The sequence below is a fragment of the Aphanothece hegewaldii CCALA 016 genome, from assembly GCF_003007785.1.
GTDB lineage: Bacteria > Cyanobacteriota > Cyanobacteriia > Cyanobacteriales > Microcystaceae > Chroococcus > Chroococcus hegewaldii.
Map to the genome: position 1 here is coordinate 89,213 of NZ_PXOH01000015.1, position 18,431 is coordinate 107,643.

An 18,431-nucleotide genomic window follows, 5' to 3' on the forward strand; every position below is an offset into this window, starting at 1 on the left:
TCTCTACAAAATAATTGTAGGGGTTTAAAATTGAATGAATTCTCTTTATAGCAATAAAAATTTTATGTATGTTGACACCCAACAAATAAAAATCAAAAATGGAGATTTAGCGATCGATGCTTATCTCGCCATGCCACAACAACAGGGTATATTTCCCGCTATTATTGTGGTGCAGGAAATTTTCGGTGTAAATGATCATATTCGAGATGTCACCAGAAGAATAGCACAAGAGGGATATATTGCGATTTCCCCTGCCATTTATCAACGTATTGCCCCTGGTTTTGAGACAGGATATACACCCGAAAGCGTGACAATTGGTAGAGAGTATAAAAGTAAAACCAAAGCTGATGAATTACTGAGCGACATTCAAGCCACAATTGACTATCTTTATACCTTACCCCAAGTCCAAAAACAAGGAGTCGGAAGCGTCGGGTTTTGTTTCGGGGGTCATGTGGTATATTTAATTTCTATCCTAAACCAAATCAAAGCTACAGCCTCATTTTATGGCGCAGGAATTACTACAGGAACACCTGGAAACGGAAAACCGACAATTTCTAGAACTCCAGACATCAAAGGAACCATGTATGCTTTTTTTGGGATGCAAGATGCTAGTATTCCCCTAGAACAAGTTGATCAGATCGAAGCAGAATTACAAAAATATCACATACCTCATCAGATTTTCCGATACCCCCAAGCAGATCATGGCTTTTTCTGTGACCAAAGAGTAAGTTACAATGCAATAGCCGCCCAAGATGCTTGGTATCATGTGCTAGAGTTGTTTAAGACAACTTTAAAAAATTAGTGGGTGACGCTCAGAGGTAATTAGACGTACACTGGAAACGAACCCCAATTGAAACGTTTAGGATTTTTGTAATCATGCCATCGCCATCTTTTTCAATGGATGATTTTGTACAAGCTTTGGATCAATATGATTATCAATTTGCCAAAGGACAAATCGTCAAAGGTAAAGTTTTTCAACACACATCAGATGGCGCATTTGTGGATATGGGGGGAAAATCTCCAGGTTTTGTTCCATTGCGTGAAGCTTCTGCACAATATATCACTAATATTGCTGAAGCCCTACCCCTACAAGAAGAAATGCAATTTCTTATTATCGCTGAACAAAATGCCGATGGGCAAGTTACCCTATCGCGTCGTCAATTGCTACTAAAACAAGCATGGGATCATGTCGAAGAAATTGCCGAAAGTGATACATCTGTTCAAATGCGAGTGAGTGGAGTCAACAGAGGGGGAGTCACCGGAGAAGTAGAAGGGTTAAAAGCATTTATACCTCGATCGCACCTCATCGAAAAAGATGATTTAGATGCTTTAGTTGGGCAACTGCTAACCGCTAATTTTCTTCAAGTCGATCGAGAAAATAATAAGCTAGTATTATCTCAACGACAATTAGCTAAAGCCGCCGCTATGCGTCATCTCATTGCTGGGGCATTAGTTGAAGGAACAGTTGTCAAAATTCAGCCTTATGGAGTTTTTGTAGACTGTCAGGGCGTTACAGGATTATTACATATTAAACAGGTGAGTAATTCCCATGTTGATGCTTTAACAACTGTATTTAAAATTGGACAGAAAATTAAGGTAGTTGTTGCTGATATCGATGAATATAAAAATCGGATTTCTTTCTCGACTAAAGTGTTAGAAGCTTATCCAGGGGAAATTTTAGAAAAAATGGATGAAGTTATGGAAAATGCCGATGTAAGATTACAAGAAGCAAAAGAAAGACAAGCCCAAAATCCAGAATAAAGCATTTTGTAGGGGATAGGGCAACCCAACCCTTACAAAAAAAACTAATATTAAACAAGCCAGCTAAAAAAATGACGATCAACATCCTGAAATTGTTAACATAGTTTTTAGGACAATTAACCCATTGAATGTCATATTAAAAACGAATTAGCACCATTAATCGAACCTTTAAGGTAGGAAGTAATCATGGGTATGAAAGATAAATTTCAATTTCCCCGTGTTGGGAATCTTCTTTTAGTTTTAGCCGGTGCTTCGTTTCTAGCTTATTTATTTTTTCCTCGTTCCAATAATATACCCGAACGGACTTTAACACCCTACAGCGAATTTTTAGAAAGAGTAGACAAAGGAGAAGTCAGTCAAGTAAAAATAGCTAATCAGTTGATCCTTTATCAGTTAAAATCACCCTTAGAAGGCTTAAAAGCTCCAGATAGTTTTAATATTCCCGAGCAACCTCTTTCGGTTACCAAAAACGCTCAAAATCCTTTTCATACTTACCCCGAAAACAATCAAAGTCAGTATCCATCTAGACCACAAGGAACTATTTTAGCAACGATTCCCATTGATGATCCAAATTTAGCTAAAACGCTCCAAGCAAGAGGGGTTATATTTGAAGCAGCGCCACCCCCCCAAAATGCTTGGTTTAGTACACTCCTCGCTTGGGTTGTGCCTCCTCTAATTTTAGTCGCAGCAATGCAATATTTTCTCCAAGATGATAGTCGTCGTTCTTTGGCTTTTAATAAAAATCTGGCTAAAGTGTATGATGGGGAATCAACGCGAATTACTTTTAGTGATGTTGCAGGTGCAGAAGAAGCAAAAACCGAATTAAAAGAGATTGTCGAATTCCTCAAAGAACCCGATCGCTTTAATCGAATTGGGGCTAGAATCCCTAAAGGAGTTCTTTTGGTCGGGCCCCCGGGGACAGGTAAAACACTACTGGCTAAAGCCGTTGCAGGTGAAGCAGAAGTGACATTTTTTAGTATATCGGCTTCGGAATTTGTTGAATTATTCGTCGGAACGGGTGCAGCGAGAGTTCGAGATTTATTTAAACAGGCTAAAGAACAAGCTCCCTGTATTATATTTATTGATGAGTTAGATGCGATCGGTAAGTCTCGCAGTTCGGGTAATGTCGCTAGTGGTAGTAGTGATGAACGAGAACAAACTTTAAATCAGTTACTTACCGAAATGGATGGCTTTAATGCCAAAGAATCAGTGATCATTCTCCTAGCAGCAACCAACCGCCCCGAAACGCTAGATCAAGCTTTATTACGTCCGGGCAGGTTTGATCGTCAAGTATTAGTAGATCGTCCTGATTTGGCGGGAAGATTGGCAATTTTAGAGATATATGCCCAAAAAGTACAAATCGGAGAAAATGTAGATCTAAAAGCGATCGCCACTCAAACCCCTGGTTTTGCTGGTGCAGATTTAGCGAATCTTGTCAATGAAGCGGCTTTATTAGCGGCCCGAAATCAACGGGAACAAGTGTTACAATCTGATATTAAAGAAGCCATCGAAAGGGTGATTGCAGGTTTAGAAAAGAAAAGCCGAGTTTTAAATGAACAAGAAAAGAAAGTCGTCGCCTATCATGAAGTGGGACACGCTTTAGTCGGGGCGGTGATGCCTGGTGGTGGTAGAGTCGAGAAGATTTCGATCGTACCTAGAGGTTTATCGGCTTTGGGTTATACCCTGAGAATGCCCACAGAAGATCGATTTTTGATGAGTGAAAAAGAATTTGCCGAACAAATTGCAACTTTATTAGGTGGAAGGGTAGCCGAGGAAATAGTCTTCGGAAGTGTCACCAATGGGGCTTCAGATGACCTACAACGGGCGACAGATATCGCGGAAAAGATGGTTACTCTTTATGGCATGAGTAAGGTTTTAGGCCCCTTAGCCTATGACAAGCGACAAGGCAATAATTTTTTAAGCAATGGCAGCAGTAGCCCGCGTCGTTTAGTTAGTGAAGATACAGCGAAGACAATTGATGATGAAGTAAAACAATTGATTGAAAAAGGGTACGCACAAGCTAGAACGATTCTGACTCAAAATCGAGAGTTATTAGAAATAATTACACAAAAACTTTTAGTAACAGAAGTTATTGAAGGAGAAGAATTACAAATGTTATTAGAAAAATGTAAGTTATAACATACAGTAGGGGTTTGGTCTCCAAACCCAATTAACTGATCCGTAAAATGAAAGAGAACTTATAAAATATAATTATTTTTGAAACTCAGATAATAGCCATGAAGTCACTTTACCATGATTCATTTGACGACTGCGGCGTAATGCTTCTTCGAGTAAAGAGATTTCTAAGCCTGAAAGAACTTGCGATCGTTCTATTCGACGACTACCTTGATTTTCGATCATGAAAGCGATGATTTGAGCATTTTGTACATCGATAATCCAATATTCACGAACGCCTATTGATTCATATAATAAGCGTTTTTCACCTTTATCATCTGCTAGAGAACTATAGGCAACTTCAATTACTAAATCTGGCGGTGGATAGTCATCTAGACTAATAATTGTGGTATCCCAAGGAATGATTTCAGCTTTATCACCAAAATAAAATGATATGTCGGGTTGTATTTCTGTGTATCCTGTTTTTCGATATGTACAATTATCGTGTCCATCGATGTCTATTCCTTTAACACTTGCAAATAGAGCAACTCCAGCAATAACAATATAATGATCTCTTGAATGGGGGTTTCCAAGGGCTGCCATTTCTATTCTCATCCGTCCGTTGTAGTAGTAGACTTTCGCTTTTTCGTAAGCTGGATCTTCAGTAACTTGTAAATATTCCTCCCAAGTCGCTGGTACCCAAGTATCTGTTATTGGTTTAATTTGTAGCTGGCTCATATTATTTTTCTCTTGCTACTTGTACTTCTTATATTAAAGCAATTTTAATTTTGATTAATAATAAGGGTTTGGCAACCAAACCCCTACATTTATGCAGGTACTTCGATTTTTTCGTGACCTGCTAATTCAAAGGCAGCATGAGCAGCTTTTAAGGCTTTTATTCCTTCTTCAATACTGACGACACAACTAATTTTAATTTCGGAAGTGGCGATCATTTGAATGTTGATTTTTTCTTTAGCTAATGCTTCAAAGAAACGAGCCGCAATTCCTGGCTGTCCGACCATTCCTGAACCGACAATACTGATTTTTGAAATATTATTATTAATTAAAACTTCTCCTGTTCCCAGTTTAATCGCTAATTCTTCTAGGACAGTTTGTGCCGCAGATACATCATTTTGGGCAACGGTAAAAGCGATATCTCGTGTTGGCAAGCCATTAATGATACGACATCGTTGCGATTGAATGATCATATCAACACTAATATTTTTCTCGGCTAGTGTATTAAAAATGAGGGCTGCCATACCAGGACGATCGCTAACATGACGGATCGCTATTTGGGCTTGTTTTGTATCTAAAGCAACACCGCGAACAGGAACCCCAGATTTAGCCACATCTATTGTAGAGGTAGCGGGAGACTGTTCAACATCAAAGGCTTGACAAAGAGCTTGAATTGCTTTTTCTCCTTGGCTTTCATCAATAACGCAACTCACTTTTACTTCAGAAGTCGAGATCATTTCGATATTAATTCCCGCATCCGCTAAAGTTTTAAACATTTTCGCCGCGATTCCCGGACGACCAATCATTCCCGCACCAGCAATAGATATTTTAGCGACTTTTTTCTCAACCATTACTTCAGCTTCTTCAGTGTTAGCGGGATGGCTGCGGAGGGCGGGCGCGATCGCTTCGGCTACTGCTTCAGCCCCTTTGAGCATTTTTTGAACAACGGTGAAGGCGATATCATTGCTATTGCCTTCGTGTACTGATTGAATAATCAGATCTACATCAACGTTTTGATGGGCAATTTCTCTAAATAGTCTTGCCGCAATACCAGGACAGTCAGGAACCCGCAATAAGGCGACTTTAGCTTGATCTGCGTCGTATTCAACCGCATCAACCGCTTTAGTGAGTTCTAACCCTTGTAGAGATCGGGGTTTCGGTTGGGGTGAAACGACTTTGGTTCCAGGGTGATCGCTCCAACTCGATCGCACCACTAACGGTACACCAAAATTTTTAGCGATTTCGACGGCTCTAGGGTGTAAGACTTTTGCCCCTAAACTAGCGAGTTCTAACATCTCATCACAAGTGATCTGCTCCATCAATTTAGCCTCTGGAACGATACGAGGATCGGTTGTGAGGATGCCTGGAACATCGGTATAGATTTCGCAAAAATCTGCTTTAAGGGCTGCTGCAAGGGCTACAGCCGAAGTATCCGAGCCTCCTCGGCCGAGGGTGGTAATCTCTAATTCACCACCGACACAAATTCCTTGGAATCCAGCGACGACGACGACTTCCCCATCATTGAGGTGACGTTGAATGCGATCGGGTTTTATTTCCAGAATTCTAGCGCGTGTGTGTTCAGCTTCGGTTACTATACCGACTTGCGCCCCAGTCAGGGAAGTAGCGGGCTGTCCTATTTTATGTAGTGCGATACTGAGGAGAGCGATCGTAACTTGTTCACCCGTCGAGAGTAACATATCCATTTCCCGACGCGAGGGGTTTGGGGAGATATCTTTGGCGAGATTGACTAAACCATCAGTTGTTTTACCCATTGCTGAAACGACGACAACGACTGTATTTCCCTCTTTTACGGTTTGAGCGATGCGTTGGGCGACAGATTTGATGCGTTCAACTGATCCGACGGAGGTTCCCCCGTATTTTTGTACAATCAAGGCCATATCACTTACTTCAAAGGGTGTGTTACAAATATGATTTAGATTAATACTGATAGTATTTTTGGGCTAAGGAATGCAGGTTTTATCTTTTCCTAATTCCGTTCTTCATCTTAACTTACCAAATTTTAAGTCGTATATGTAATCGAGTTTACATTCGATCGCTCAGGGGATGAAAAGCCGACTTACGCCTCTATAGCCATCAATGTCAAGCACAATTTCAACCAGCCGAACCGCACAACGCTCTCGATATTCAGGTTCATTTAACAAACGGTCAGGATCGCCGATGGTAATCACAGGCAATGATGCAGGTGTAATTTCCTCACGCATCACTTGTTCGAGGGAGTTCTCGCCCTTCATACTCCGATTGGCTGTCAACAGAATCATCTGATTTGATTGAGCTAACTGCCATACTACTCGATCATCGCTATCGACTGGCAAGCTGATCTCATCAAACGTATTAAATCGAATTGGAACCCAATCCAGCCAGCCACCACTTAAAATACTACCTAGGAGCAGTACGGCGTGTCCTCTCAAGTTATGGTCAACCAAAAAATTCAAGACCGATCAAACTTGGCTTTTGCGGCCTGAAGTTTTGCTCGAACAGCTTCTTGACTAGGTTTTGGTGGCTGGGCGGCAAGTCTGACAATGAGATTGCGATTTTTTTCTTCGTAGTATTGCTGAAGCTCTTGGGCTTCTTTGAGAACCATTTGATACTCAGCTTCAACGGTGGTGCGATTTGCCTCAATATACTCTAAAGCAGCGTTAATTTGTTCCTCTGTCAGTTCAAACAATCCCCGGATAAACTTAGGCGGATATTGAGCCGTCACATAATCCATTACATCATAAATAGTGATGCGAGTTCCTGCAATTGTTAGACCGCGTTCGGTACGGATAATTGCTATTTTTCCATTCGTTGATGTCATCTTTGTTTACCTGTGCTTTGTCTTTAAGTTAACTGCTCTTTATACTAAAATTCTATTTCTTTCTCGACTTCGATAATTTCTGTGTATTCATATCCATTAGAACTACGAACGACGAGAGGATAATTTTTACCATCAATATTAATCGAATCTTCTTCGCAATCGGGTTTAGGAGAGTGATACACTAAAACATATTCTTTTCCGATGTAGTTTCTCATTTCTGTTTCGACTTCGCCACGCCATTGAGTTTTAGTGACTAAGACAATTAATTGATTAGCAATTTGAGGTATTGCTTTAGCGACTTGTCTACGATAAATTTCATCTAAGCTACCAAACGGTGAATCCATGACCATCGGAAAGGTGCTACTATCTAAACCAATAAAGGTATTTTTTTGACTCCAATCTCTGACACGATCAATTATTCCACCAATAAAAGATAAACTCAAAATCTGATTTTCTCCAGTGGATGCAGCAACAGGAACCGCTACCCCCGATGTATTTTCGACCAGTCTTATTTCATAGTCACTATTAATTCTGGGAATATAAGGCGTAAAAGAAATAGTATTAAAAATTTCTTGAACTCGTTTTTCTAAGGATAATCTAAACTGATTTTCTACTCGTTTTCTTACTTCGATTAAGCGTTCTATTGCATCTTGTGTGCTAGTCAGTCTTTTTTGAGCAAGTATTTGTTTTTCTTCTTTAATTTTCTGTCTACTAATTTGTTTTTCTAAAGTTTCTAAGTCTTTTAATAATATTTCTTGCTGTTGTTTAATAACACCTTGTTCTAAAATTACATCTCTAATTGATATTTCGATTTCATCTAATCTTTTTTGGAGATTTTTGAGATCTTCATCTGGATAGTGTCTAAATTTATTTCGTATATCATCTAATTCTGTTTCAACTTGAGATAATTCGAGTCTCCATTGTTGAATATTAGCTTGTTCACTATCAATATCATGCCAAAAATCTTGCATTTGTCTTTCTAATTCTATAACATTAGATTCGAGTCTAATAGCCGCTTCTTCTACATCAGCCATTCCCGCTTTATTTTGCCAGCTTTGGACTTGTAAATATTGTTCTGTCCCTTGATTAAGTTGACTTCCGCAAATACATTGTTGTCTGTCTAAAAGTTGTTCAATAAACTTTTGTTTAATTCCACTGGGTAACTCTCCTCGATTTCGTAATTCTTCAATTAAACCATAAAAGTAAGAATTAACGTCTGTTAGTAAAGTTATGTAACCTTTACTCGATAAGACTTTTTTAATTTTCTGTTTAGTATTAACTAAATTATTGCGTAAATTTTTTTCTTGTTTTTCTAGCTTTTCTTTTAGTTGTTTTAATTCTTCTGCACCGCTTAATTTGAGTAACTGTTCTGAGATATTTTTCTTCAGTTCTTCATACTGAGTGAGTTGTTGATTCAAATTTTCTTTACGTTGAGTTGTTTTAAGTTTTTCTTGTTCTAAGTTATTTTTTTGTTTGATTAAAGTTTTAATATCTGAGTCACCCAAAACATTTAATTCATCTTGCAACGTTTTTTTAGCTTTTTTCAAATGCTCAATTGCTCGATCTAATATTTTGACTCCTAATAATTCTTTGGTATCTTCAGCAATGGTATTTTTTTCATGACTACGAAAGATATGATCAATATGTTCCCCATCAAAGAAAAAGTATTGATGTAAGCTTTCTGGTAAAATTCGATTAATAATTTCTTCGGGTTGCTGCATTGGGTGATACCAACATCCATCATCAGCAGCAATTAACATAAAAAATTGATTTTGTCCATATTGAATTTGACCATTATTATCTCGATAAACGAAACATCTTCGTTTAACTTGATAACGTTTACTTTCATGTTCAAAGATAATTTCTGCATAACATTCTACCGATGTTCCTAAACTAACTTCTGTAATTGCTCGTTTATTAATTAATAATTCTGGTGAAGCAAAAGCCGCCGTAAATTTCTCATAAAGTACCCAAGTAAAAGCATTTAAAATTGTGGTTTTTCCTGCTCCATTATTTCCATGTATAATCGTCGCATTTTTTAGCCCAGAACTTAAAATAATTTCGGGTGTTTTTCCATAAAATTGTCGAAAATTACAGAGTTTAAGGGAAAGCAGTTTCATGATACAATTTCTTTGATAATCGTTAGAATATCGTCATTAATATTTCTTGGATTTTTCTGATAAAGTTTATCTTTTTCTAATTTTAGAACTCGTTCAATAATTTGGCGGACTTCGGGCGAAGCTGTAATAATAGGTTCTTGAATATTATTGAAATTATCATCAATAGTCATCGTTTTAAGGTGGGACTTGCCCACCCAATAAAAACATAAGTTACTGTCGGTTTACTTGAATAAAGATTTCAGATAAAATTTCACCAGCACCAGCATCTCTAACTTTGTTTGCTAATTCTTTACCTAGTGCTTCTGCTTCGCTGGGTAGCCCTGAAACAGTATCTTTAATTAATCTTTGTCCATCCAAACTTGCTACCATTCCAGTTAGCGTTAAAACACCATTTTCGATTTTTGTATTAACGCCGATGGGAACTTGACAACCTCCCTCTAATTCTCTTAAAAATGAACGTTCGGCATAACAACGATCGCGTGTTTCTTCGTGTTCTAATGGTTTTAATACTTCCAAAATTTCTGGATCTTCTGTTCGACATTCTATCCCTAAAGCACCTTGTCCTACAGCGTGTAAAGAGATTTCTGCGGGTATAACTTGATGAATGCGATCGCTCATTCCTAAACGTTGTAAACCAGCTACGGCTAGAATAATTCCATCATATTCACCCGCTTCTAATTTAGCTAAACGAGTATTCACATTTCCCCGTATATCTTTAAACGTTAAATGAGGAAAATGATGACGCAATTGTGCTAAACGTCTCAGAGAAGAAGTTCCAATAACCGCACCTTCGGGTAAAGTATCTAACTGTTTATCTTGATTTTTTTCTGAGACGACTAAAGCATCAGCAGGATCTACTCTTTGAGTAACACATCCTAACATTAATCCATCGGGTAAATTAGTTGGTAAATCTTTCAAAGAATGAACCGCAAAATCAACTTGTTTATCTAACATTGCGACTTCTAATTCTTTTGTAAATAAACCTTTATCACCAATTTTTGCTAAAGCGACATCTAAAATTTTATCCCCTTGGGTACTCATAGTTTCGACATCAAACTGACGAGTAGGAAAATGCTTTTGTAGTTCTTCTTGTACCCAGTAAGTTTGAACTAAAGCAAGTTGACTTTTACGCGAACCAATACGAATTGTGCGAGTTGAAGGAGAAACGACCATATAAGGTTTAACCTAGAAAACATCAATACTAGCGACTCGATCTAGGGTATCGCAGAGATCGACCTCATTTCGTAAATCTATCCCCTTCTAGTCTGAAATAGTTACATCTTGTAATATTTTTCTCGTTGGTTTTTTTTACCATGTAATTAATGACAACACCTAATCACTCTAATAAGATAGCCTATAATCTAAGACGGTGTGAGTAGAGACGTGCCAAGGTGCGTCTATACAAAGTATATGATTCTTCGATTGAGTCCAATTCGCAAAAAAAAACCGTCTCGATCCATTGCTCGTTCGGGATTCCATCAACTATGGTTAATGGTAGGATTAACTTTTACAACAGGTGTATGGTGGGGTTATCGGGAAGTAAAAAGTTTTTTTACCCCTCCAGAAGCTATCCTAGTTTTAGGCGGTCATGAATCTCGTGAGCGATATGCGGCAAAGTTAGCGCTAAAATACCCAAATCTTCCTATTTGGGTGTCTTCTGGTAGTCCGAAAGCATACGCGAAACGTATTTTTACTTCATCGGGTGTCAACACTAACCCTGAGCATCTGCATTTAGATTATCGTGCAGTTGATACCGTCACTAACTTTACAACATTAGTAGAAGATTTTAAAAAACATGGCATTGATAGTGTTTATTTAGTCACCTCAGATAATCATATGCGTCGTGCGCGTATTGTCGGCGAAATTGTTTTAGGAAGTCAGGGTATCTTTATTAGACCCCTTTCGGTGCCTTCTGATGCACCCTCGGAACCCATTGAGAAGAGTTTACGAGATGGAGCCAGAGCAGTACTATGGTTAATAATGGGATCAACTGGCGAAGATTTAAAAAAATACCCGACACCCCGATGAGTGAGCTAATTATTTGGCAAGTGGATAGCAATAATCCCCAGAAAGCTGTTTATTTTACACAGATTGAGCAATGGTGGCAAGATCTGAATTTAAAAGAGGTTTCTTGGCAACAACGTCTTATTCCTGAGACTGGGCAAATTAACTGGGAACCGCAACGGTTTGATGAAAATTTGACCCTTGTGAGTCCCCAAATTCGCGGAATTACGCTCTATTGGCATAAGCTCACTTTTGAAGATGAACGCAGTATAACGCCTCAGAAGCTCATTCTAGACCCCGTAGCGGAGACGTTAGATATATACCCCCAATCTCAATCTAATTTGGCGATTCGCATTAGCAAACTGGGTATTATTTATCAAAAGTTTGAGCTAACCGATCCGTTGATTGTTAGTAAAAACACTGAAGATGGCACGATTCTTTTATTGCGGGATAAACAACAACAACTCGAAATTAAAATTAATCTGAGTCAAAACAGTTTAAAGCAATTGCTAGATAATTTACAAGCTGACTAGGACTAAATGTTTTTTTTGAATTTTTTGTTTAATTACTTCTTCAATTTGTTTTTTTCCCTCATCAGTATTGGGAAAGTTGTAGCGAGTTGCTTGTAGGTTGCGACGACTCATCAAACTCCGCAATGCTTCTAGATCTTCTTTATGTTCTAAAACGTATTGTCTTAATTCCGATTTACTCATTTTTGCAAAATCTTTATTCATTTTCTAAAAACTCCCAGTATCAATCCTGATTAATAATAATTTCGATATTTTATCCAGATAAAATATAAATTTTTCCTGTTATATTATCGCGCACGAAACAGACGAATATCTTGGTAAAGATTAGATAAGCTTTGACAAACTAAGATACACTTTAAAGCTTGTTTAACGGTTGGTGAAATAGTTTTGCTTAAAATCCTACAACTTTTATTCTACAATAAACACTGGTAAAGAACCCCAATAAAATGAGACGAGCACTCGTATTTATTCTCACTTTAAGTCTAAGCAGTTGTAATAATGCTTTATTAATTACTCCTCAAATTCCTGTAGGTGGGTTAAATAGTGGTGTATCCGAAGAATATCCATCTTACAGCAGTGATGGGAGATATTTAGCATTTGCATCCGATCGCAATGGTAGACGCAGTATTTATTTATACGACTTACAACAACGTCAATTAGTCTCTCTTCCTAATCTTAATCGACGTGATTCTATGCAAGATCAACCAGATTTAAGTTTAGATGGTCGCTACATTGCTTATGTTTCCACAGAACGCGGTAAAACTGATATTATGATTTACGATCGCCTCTCTCAACGTTCAGAATTATTAACTGCAAATGTTCGCGGATCGGTACGTCATCCGACAATTAGTGGGGATGGTAAAAAAGTTGCTTTTCAAACCAGTCAAGGGGGACAATGGAATATTGCTATTGTTGAACGAAAGTAATTAAAATATATATGGATTATATGTAACAAAGGTGTAGGGGTTTGGTTGATCATTAAATTGAGGATAAAAATTATATTTTTTACGCCATGAAATAAGATTAATTACTGTTTTCTATATTTTCTGACTCTGATTCATCAAGACTAGGATAATCATTAGTTTTAGGAAAGTAGGCTAATTTTAAAGGAAAAGGTATATTGATGTTTTGTTTTTTATATTGCTGATGGAGCTTTTTTAAAAAATCGTGTTTGAGCTTAATATGTTCAAAAAATTCCTCTTCTTTAATTTTTAGATAAACGGTTAATTTAATACTAAAATAATCAAATTGTTGATAACGAATGAAAGGTTTATCGTCATTTTTAAAAGCTTGAATAGTTTCTTGGGCGACTTGCAATGTTACTTTTTCTACTTTTTCTAAATCACTATCATAACTAACCGCTAATTCTATGGGGATAATAATAGATTTGTCAGGTAAACTATAATTTCTAAAACTCGATGTAATAATCTTAGAATTTGGAATAACCATTAAATTATCGGTAATTTCCTGAATAATAGTATATTTTAATTCTACATCTATAACATAACCATTTTCTCCCGATTTTAATTGAATATAATCACCTGGACGCACTTTTTTTGAAGTAATAATATTAATGCCAGACATTAAATTAGATAAAGTATTTTGTAAAGCTAAACCAATTGATACACCACCAACACCAAAAGCTGTTAGAAACGGAGTAATACTAACTCCAACAGATTGTAAAATTAGCAAAAAGCCTATACTAAATACAATGACTTTTAAAAGAAAATCAAAAAGAGTTGTTAAAGGTGATATTCCATCATCTTTAGTTGTATAAACTCTTAGAATAGTCACTGATACTTCGGCAACAAGAACGGTAAATGAGCCTAAAAAAGTCGCCAATAAAAGTTTTTGAGCAACTAAAATAATATTAATTTGAAAAGGTAAAAGCCGCAAGGAAAGAGAAATACCGCCTAAAAGAAACCAAAAAATACTAATTTTTTCTAAGGGTTCAACTAGAATAGTATCTATTTTCCAGCCTTGGAGAGTTCGACTTTTAAATAAACGTGAAAAAAAGTATTTTTTAAATAATATTCCTATAATTAAGCTAGTGACAATAATGCTTAAAGGAAGAAGAAGAGTTATTAAATTATTAATTTGTAAGTTTTGAATCATAAAAATTAGTGGAATTGAACATTAATTTTATTGTTTAAGTTATATATTAAAATCATGAGTCAGAACACATCTTTATCAATAAACCATCATATTGTAAATCTTTATTAACTTTTATAACAAAATAAGTTTAACATCAATTTAAAAAAATCTATAATTTTTTAAGGTTTAATTCAATATATGAGAGATGTAAGACCGAGACAACACCAAAAGCGATGTTTTATTTTCTTTAAATTCTTTAAAAATCATTATATTTTGATATACAAATTTATTTTTCTTAATATACAAATTGAGTTAGCACAAATTACGACGAAAAAATCAGTAAAAATGCGGTTACATGAAAAAGCTTTATTAGGGCTAAATAGAATTAGTGAAAACACACTGATCATGTTTTTCAAGTGACAAGCATTAATTACGATCAATCCTTTAAAAGCCAAAAGCTTTCAGTCAAGCAAAAACACTATGAACTTAACTTCTCATGAATGTAGGTAAACAAGAGAACATGGTCGTTGAATTGCTACAGGTGCAGGCGCAATGAAATCACTTACTGTTTGAATTTACTTTTCAGATTTATTTTGAATCAAACGAGGAAAAAACGATGGGCATTAACACAGGCAAATTAACTAATGTATTACAAAATTTTGTGACAGGAACCAATGATGTTCAGGGTGCGGCTGTGGTTACTCCTGATGGACTTTCTTTAGCTTCGGCACTTCCACCAGGTATGGATGATGAACGGGTTTCCGCCATGTCAGCAGCGATGTTATCTTTAGGAGAAAGAATTGGTAGTGAACTTGCTAGAGGTGGCGTAGATCGGATTTATGTGGAAGGTAATGAAGGATATGGAGTCCTCACAAGCTGTGGTAATGATGCTGTATTTCTTGTCCTAGCAAGTAAAGCAGTAAAACAGGGTATTTTAATGTTAGAAATTAAACGCGCTTTAGAAGACTTGAAAACACTTTTGATTTAATTAGTTTCTCTTAGCCGAATCCTGATTATCAAATAGAGGAGGTGTCATAAACTTGTGTTCATCTTCTCATTTTTTATAATCTTTTTTTGTTTAATTCCTGTTCAGGAGACAGATAGATTTATGGAAATAATGCGCTTAGTTATTACTGGGCCAGTGGGAGCGGGGAAATCGACTTTTATTCGTTCGGTGAGCGAGATAGAAGTAGTCGATACAGATCGAGCGGCCACAGATGACACGAAACTGTTAAAACCTAAAACAACAGTAGCTTTTGACTTTGGTCGTTTACAATTTAGCCCGAATATGGCTTTACATCTTTATGGAACGCCAGGACAGTCTCGTTTTGATTTTATGTGGGATATTTTGATATGTAAAGCCCATGCCTACATGATTTTGATTCCTGCTAACCGACCGAGTGAATTTCGTTATGCTCGTCGTATCATTAATTTCATGGAACAACGCGCTAAAATTCCAATGGTCATCGGTTTAACTCATACAGATTGTCCGGGGGCGTGGTTTCCCGAAAATATGTCGATCGCTTTGGGTTATACAAACGAAAAAACTCGACCACCTATTATTACTGTTAATGCCACCAAAACAGGATCAGTTGCTCAAGCGGTAATGGTTTTGGTTAAACAATTAATGCAAGAATGTCTAGTTTAGTCTATTGTATTCATTTGTGACTGATTATGACGATCACAGGACAATTATCAGAATTTTCTTTACCCGAACTTTTTCAATTCCTTGAACAAGGACAAAAAACGGGGTTACTCACGCTTAACTCGATGATCCGAGAAACCAAAAAACATTATATTTGGTTCCGTCAGGGTCGTATTATAGCCGCAAGCGATCGCAATGATCAACAAGGTTTACTGACTCTAATTCAGAAACGAGGCTGGCTCAAAAATATTCCATCAATAACAGAAGAACAACTACAAACCACACCTGTAGGACTATATTTCAAAGCCAATAATCTGTTACAAGCCGAGCAGCTTAAACTCTTATTTTATGCCCAAGTGATGCAGCAAGTCTGTGCTTTATTTGAGTTACCCGATGCTCACTTTGCTTTTGAGACAAATACGCCCATTCCCTCTCTAGAATTGACTGGGTTAAGTAGTCCAGGGGCAGAAGTTACTTTAGCTGGTTTACGTGCTTTGCGATCTTGGAGTGCTTTACAAGACAAGCTACCCGAAACCAACTCAGCTTTAACCAGTCGTAATGAAGGAAAACCCTCACTTCATCTTAATCAATCTGAGTGGAAAGTTTGGGAATTTACTGATGGGAATGTTACTCTTAAAGCGATCGCCGAACAACTACAAATTCCTGTAGAACAAATTCAACAAATCGCCTTTCGTCTAATTGTCGTAAATCTTGTGGAAGAGTTGCCGATGGTGGTTGCTTCTGCTAACCCCATACCGCCGATTAATTCTCTCGAATTTAATTCAGAAGAGGCGAAAACTAGCACCAGTAATCATCCTAGTGGTCTAAGTGCTGCTTTTTTAGAAAATTTAATGAGCTTTTTGCAAGGGAAAGCTTAATCTAAATAAAAGAGGCTAACGGATGATCTTGAGCAATGAAAAAAATTACAGCTATTATTCGATCGCACAAACTAGAAGAAGTCAAAACTACCCTGATTAATTCGGGGGTTATTGGTTTAACTGTCTCAGATATGCGCCAATTTGGTCGATTTAAGAAACAAGAGATTCTTTATCGGGGTGCAGAATATACTATTGATTTTGTGAACCGCATTAAACTAGAAATTATTGTTGATGAGCATCAAGTCTCTTCTTTATTAGACGCTTTAGTTAACAGTGCTAGTACGGGAGAAATTGGAGATGGCAAAATTTTTATTTCTCCAATTAATGAAATTGTCAGAATTAGAACGGGAGAAACCAATATAGAAGCGATCTAAAACCATCTATCTAGAATGGTATCTTTAAGTGTTTATTTTTCATTCCTAAGATATAAACCTCATTTTATTGACTAATTTTCTCAAACTATGTCAAGAGTATGATGTATTAAAAAATTAGACTAACTAAGATTTATCAAGAACAATTAAAAAAATTGTTTTGATGAATTTAGAGGTTTAAAGTTATGGCTTCTCCAGTTTCAGAGCAAACAAATCAATTAAGCGATCAATTTAGACAATTCGGTGTAGACGAACAATTAGCCTTACTTTGGTTTGTCTATAAAAAAATGGGTTCTTCTATCACTGTAGCGGCTCCTGGGGCTGCTGAATCGGAAATTTCAGGCGGCTTATTTAAACAAGTTCAAGAAAAATCTCAAGAAGAACAGTTACAAATTCAGCGTGATATATTGAATGGAATTTCGACAGAGATTACCCGTGAATATGGTTCACTTAGAGCAAATAGTAAACTCGCTTTCTGGTATTTTTTAGCGCAGGGAATGGATGAAGGAACAATTATTCCTTTTCCTGAAGATTATTCTTTATCTGGTCAAGGTGAACAATGGATCACGGCACTTGAAGGCGAAGAGTTTCAACAACAAATTACAATTTTAAGAACGATCGTCGATCGCTCAGGTTCCGCACCCGCATCGGGATCGGCAATATAATTTATAGCATTTATTAATTGACAAAATTAAGATTATATGCAGGGGTTTTCAAACCCTCCAAAACGGACGTACAAGAAGTGCGTCTTTTTTTTTTGCTAAAACTCAAGCTAATCTAGTAGGTGGGTGCTATTCTTTGTCCCAAATAAGAGTCTATGTCAGAACAACTGATTTCAATCCTTTCCGCCGATGAAATTCGTAGAACCATAACCCGTCTTGCTTCAGAAATCATTGAAAAAAATAATGATTTGTCGCAACTGATCTTACTGGGAATTTATACTAGGGGCGTTCCTCTAGCTAATTTGTTGGCGACTCAAATTGAAATTCTAGAACAAGTTAAAGTTCCAGTTGGTGCGATCGATATTACATTTTATCGAGATGATCTTGATCGCATAAAAACCCGTACCCCCGAAAAAAGCAAAATACCCAAAAGTCTCACGGGTAAAACAGTTATTCTAGTCGATGATGTAATCTATAAAGGACGCACAATTCGAGCCGCTTTAAACGCTGTTACAGAATATGGTCGCCCTGAAGTGATTCGTTTACTTACTTTAGTCGATCGAGGACATCGAGAATTACCGATCCATCCTGATTTTATCGGGAAAAAGCTACCCACTTCCTCCGAAGAACAGGTTAAGGTCTATTTACAAGCGATCGATCACAGAGATGCGGTGGAGTTAATAAAAAGCTAAGATCAA

At 37.1% G+C, this 18,431-nt stretch carries 22 protein-coding genes; 12 read left to right on the top strand and 10 right to left on the bottom strand.

What is annotated here, in order from left to right:
* Positions 1-64: 64 nt before the first annotated feature.
* The 3 genes from C7H19_RS14380 (at position 65) to ftsH (ending at position 3,900) form a co-directional block, all read left to right on the top strand.
* On the top strand, positions 65-802 hold the full coding sequence (locus C7H19_RS14380; RefSeq protein WP_106457608.1) for a dienelactone hydrolase family protein: 738 nt from the start codon (positions 65-67) through the stop codon (positions 800-802).
* Between the two features lie 95 nt (positions 803-897).
* A complete protein-coding gene (locus C7H19_RS14385; RefSeq protein WP_106457577.1) occupies positions 898-1,761 on the top strand; it encodes a S1 RNA-binding domain-containing protein in 864 nt (287 codons plus the stop codon).
* A gap of 186 nt (positions 1,762-1,947) precedes the next feature.
* Positions 1,948-3,900, top strand: a complete 1,953-nt coding sequence (gene ftsH, locus C7H19_RS14390; protein WP_106457578.1) for an ATP-dependent zinc metalloprotease FtsH — start codon at positions 1,948-1,950, stop codon at positions 3,898-3,900.
* Between the two features lie 72 nt (positions 3,901-3,972).
* Here the strand turns inward: ftsH and C7H19_RS14395 are convergent, their stop codons facing one another.
* The 7 genes from C7H19_RS14395 to hemC all read right to left on the bottom strand — a co-directional run bounded on the left by C7H19_RS14395 (position 3,973) and on the right by hemC (position 10,722).
* Positions 3,973-4,614, bottom strand: coding sequence for a Uma2 family endonuclease (locus C7H19_RS14395; RefSeq protein ID WP_106457579.1), 642 nt, complete (start codon positions 4,612-4,614; stop codon positions 3,973-3,975).
* Positions 4,615-4,703: 89 nt separating this feature from the next.
* Positions 4,704-6,509 carry an aspartate kinase gene (locus tag C7H19_RS14400; protein WP_106457580.1) on the bottom strand — a complete coding sequence of 602 codons (1,806 nt, stop codon included), beginning with the start codon at positions 6,507-6,509 and terminating at the stop codon, positions 4,704-4,706.
* A 159-nt stretch (positions 6,510-6,668) separates the two neighbouring features.
* Entirely contained in the window at positions 6,669-7,064 is a 396-nt protein-coding gene (locus C7H19_RS14405) for an ACP S-malonyltransferase (protein WP_106457581.1), read from the bottom strand.
* Entirely contained in the window at positions 7,061-7,429 is a 369-nt protein-coding gene (locus tag C7H19_RS14410; RefSeq protein ID WP_106457582.1) for a DUF433 domain-containing protein, read from the bottom strand. Before C7H19_RS14410 ends, C7H19_RS14405 begins: the two co-directional genes overlap by 4 nt.
* Positions 7,430-7,473: 44 nt before the next feature.
* Complete coding sequence (locus C7H19_RS14415; protein ID WP_106457583.1) at positions 7,474-9,549, bottom strand: AAA family ATPase; 2,076 nt, start codon at positions 9,547-9,549, stop codon at positions 7,474-7,476.
* A complete protein-coding gene (locus tag C7H19_RS25715) occupies positions 9,546-9,719 on the bottom strand; it encodes a hypothetical protein (RefSeq protein ID WP_181280615.1) in 174 nt (57 codons plus the stop codon). The genes C7H19_RS14415 and C7H19_RS25715 overlap by 4 nt, the downstream gene beginning before the upstream one ends.
* A gap of 40 nt (positions 9,720-9,759) precedes the next feature.
* On the bottom strand, positions 9,760-10,722 hold the full coding sequence (gene hemC, locus C7H19_RS14420) for a hydroxymethylbilane synthase (RefSeq protein ID WP_106457584.1): 963 nt from the start codon (positions 10,720-10,722) through the stop codon (positions 9,760-9,762).
* Between the two features lie 237 nt (positions 10,723-10,959).
* Between hemC and C7H19_RS14425 the strand changes: the two genes are divergently transcribed.
* Together C7H19_RS14425 and C7H19_RS14430 are read left to right on the top strand one after the other, a co-directional pair.
* A complete protein-coding gene (locus C7H19_RS14425) occupies positions 10,960-11,577 on the top strand; it encodes a YdcF family protein (RefSeq protein ID WP_106457585.1) in 618 nt (205 codons plus the stop codon).
* Positions 11,574-12,086: a hypothetical protein gene (locus C7H19_RS14430; protein ID WP_106457586.1), complete on the top strand. Its 513-nt coding sequence runs from the start codon at positions 11,574-11,576 to the stop codon at positions 12,084-12,086. The genes C7H19_RS14425 and C7H19_RS14430 overlap by 4 nt, the downstream gene beginning before the upstream one ends.
* Here the strand turns inward: C7H19_RS14430 and C7H19_RS14435 are convergent.
* Positions 12,072-12,287 (bottom strand): DUF6887 family protein, encoded by a 216-nt coding sequence (locus C7H19_RS14435; RefSeq protein WP_106457587.1) that lies wholly within the window; start codon positions 12,285-12,287, stop codon positions 12,072-12,074. The two genes, C7H19_RS14430 and C7H19_RS14435, sit on opposite strands and share 15 nt — an antisense overlap.
* Before the next feature lie 83 nt (positions 12,288-12,370).
* Complete coding sequence (locus C7H19_RS27210; protein WP_425428910.1) at positions 12,371-12,481, bottom strand: DUF6888 family protein; 111 nt, start codon at positions 12,479-12,481, stop codon at positions 12,371-12,373.
* A gap of 48 nt (positions 12,482-12,529) precedes the next feature.
* Here C7H19_RS27210 and C7H19_RS14440 point away from each other — a divergent pair, with 48 nt between their 5' ends.
* Entirely contained in the window at positions 12,530-13,009 is a 480-nt protein-coding gene (locus tag C7H19_RS14440; RefSeq protein WP_106457588.1) for a TolB family protein, read from the top strand.
* Between the two features lie 97 nt (positions 13,010-13,106).
* Here C7H19_RS14440 and C7H19_RS14445 read toward each other — a convergent pair whose 3' ends face one another.
* On the bottom strand, positions 13,107-14,198 hold the full coding sequence (locus tag C7H19_RS14445) for a mechanosensitive ion channel family protein (RefSeq protein WP_106457589.1): 1,092 nt from the start codon (positions 14,196-14,198) through the stop codon (positions 13,107-13,109).
* Between the two features lie 595 nt (positions 14,199-14,793).
* Between C7H19_RS14445 and C7H19_RS14455 the strand changes: the two genes are divergently transcribed.
* The 6 genes from C7H19_RS14455 (at position 14,794) to pyrR (ending at position 18,425) form a co-directional block, all read left to right on the top strand.
* A complete protein-coding gene (locus C7H19_RS14455) occupies positions 14,794-15,165 on the top strand; it encodes a roadblock/LC7 domain-containing protein (protein ID WP_106457591.1) in 372 nt (123 codons plus the stop codon).
* Positions 15,166-15,285: 120 nt separating this feature from the next.
* Positions 15,286-15,825 (top strand): GTP-binding protein, encoded by a 540-nt coding sequence (locus C7H19_RS14460; protein WP_106457592.1) that lies wholly within the window; start codon positions 15,286-15,288, stop codon positions 15,823-15,825.
* 26 nt (positions 15,826-15,851) lie between these two features.
* Positions 15,852-16,700: a DUF4388 domain-containing protein gene (locus C7H19_RS14465; protein WP_106457593.1), complete on the top strand. Its 849-nt coding sequence runs from the start codon at positions 15,852-15,854 to the stop codon at positions 16,698-16,700.
* A 35-nt stretch (positions 16,701-16,735) separates the two neighbouring features.
* Positions 16,736-17,074, top strand: coding sequence for a P-II family nitrogen regulator (locus C7H19_RS14470; RefSeq protein WP_106457594.1), 339 nt, complete (start codon positions 16,736-16,738; stop codon positions 17,072-17,074).
* A gap of 182 nt (positions 17,075-17,256) precedes the next feature.
* Positions 17,257-17,736, top strand: a complete 480-nt coding sequence (locus tag C7H19_RS14475) for an orange carotenoid protein N-terminal domain-containing protein (protein ID WP_106457595.1) — start codon at positions 17,257-17,259, stop codon at positions 17,734-17,736.
* Positions 17,737-17,888: 152 nt separating this feature from the next.
* Positions 17,889-18,425, top strand: a complete 537-nt coding sequence (gene pyrR / locus C7H19_RS14480) for a bifunctional pyr operon transcriptional regulator/uracil phosphoribosyltransferase PyrR (RefSeq protein ID WP_106457596.1) — start codon at positions 17,889-17,891, stop codon at positions 18,423-18,425.
* Positions 18,426-18,431: the final 6 nt, after the last annotated feature.

Coding starts and splice junctions, on each gene's coding strand:
- C7H19_RS14465 (WP_106457593.1), top strand. CDS start 15,852: ATGACGATCACAGGACAATTATCAGAATTTTCTTTACCCGAACTTTTT.
- C7H19_RS14435 (WP_106457587.1), bottom strand. CDS start 12,287: ATGAATAAAGATTTTGCAAAAATGAGTAAATCGGAATTAAGACAATAC.
- C7H19_RS14395 (WP_106457579.1), bottom strand. CDS start 4,614: ATGAGCCAGCTACAAATTAAACCAATAACAGATACTTGGGTACCAGCG.
- C7H19_RS14430 (WP_106457586.1), top strand. CDS start 11,574: ATGAGTGAGCTAATTATTTGGCAAGTGGATAGCAATAATCCCCAGAAA.
- C7H19_RS14380 (WP_106457608.1), top strand. CDS start 65: ATGTATGTTGACACCCAACAAATAAAAATCAAAAATGGAGATTTAGCG.
- C7H19_RS14385 (WP_106457577.1), top strand. CDS start 898: ATGGATGATTTTGTACAAGCTTTGGATCAATATGATTATCAATTTGCC.
- C7H19_RS14425 (WP_106457585.1), top strand. CDS start 10,960: ATGATTCTTCGATTGAGTCCAATTCGCAAAAAAAAACCGTCTCGATCC.
- ftsH (WP_106457578.1), top strand. CDS start 1,948: ATGGGTATGAAAGATAAATTTCAATTTCCCCGTGTTGGGAATCTTCTT.
- C7H19_RS14475 (WP_106457595.1), top strand. CDS start 17,257: ATGGCTTCTCCAGTTTCAGAGCAAACAAATCAATTAAGCGATCAATTT.
- C7H19_RS14460 (WP_106457592.1), top strand. CDS start 15,286: ATGGAAATAATGCGCTTAGTTATTACTGGGCCAGTGGGAGCGGGGAAA.
- C7H19_RS25715 (WP_181280615.1), bottom strand. CDS start 9,719: ATGACTATTGATGATAATTTCAATAATATTCAAGAACCTATTATTACA.
- hemC (WP_106457584.1), bottom strand. CDS start 10,722: ATGGTCGTTTCTCCTTCAACTCGCACAATTCGTATTGGTTCGCGTAAA.
- C7H19_RS14440 (WP_106457588.1), top strand. CDS start 12,530: ATGAGACGAGCACTCGTATTTATTCTCACTTTAAGTCTAAGCAGTTGT.
- C7H19_RS14470 (WP_106457594.1), top strand. CDS start 16,736: ATGAAAAAAATTACAGCTATTATTCGATCGCACAAACTAGAAGAAGTC.
- C7H19_RS14400 (WP_106457580.1), bottom strand. CDS start 6,509: ATGGCCTTGATTGTACAAAAATACGGGGGAACCTCCGTCGGATCAGTT.
- pyrR (WP_106457596.1), top strand. CDS start 17,889: ATGTCAGAACAACTGATTTCAATCCTTTCCGCCGATGAAATTCGTAGA.
- C7H19_RS14445 (WP_106457589.1), bottom strand. CDS start 14,198: ATGATTCAAAACTTACAAATTAATAATTTAATAACTCTTCTTCTTCCT.
- C7H19_RS14415 (WP_106457583.1), bottom strand. CDS start 9,549: ATGAAACTGCTTTCCCTTAAACTCTGTAATTTTCGACAATTTTATGGA.
- C7H19_RS14455 (WP_106457591.1), top strand. CDS start 14,794: ATGGGCATTAACACAGGCAAATTAACTAATGTATTACAAAATTTTGTG.
- C7H19_RS14410 (WP_106457582.1), bottom strand. CDS start 7,429: ATGACATCAACGAATGGAAAAATAGCAATTATCCGTACCGAACGCGGT.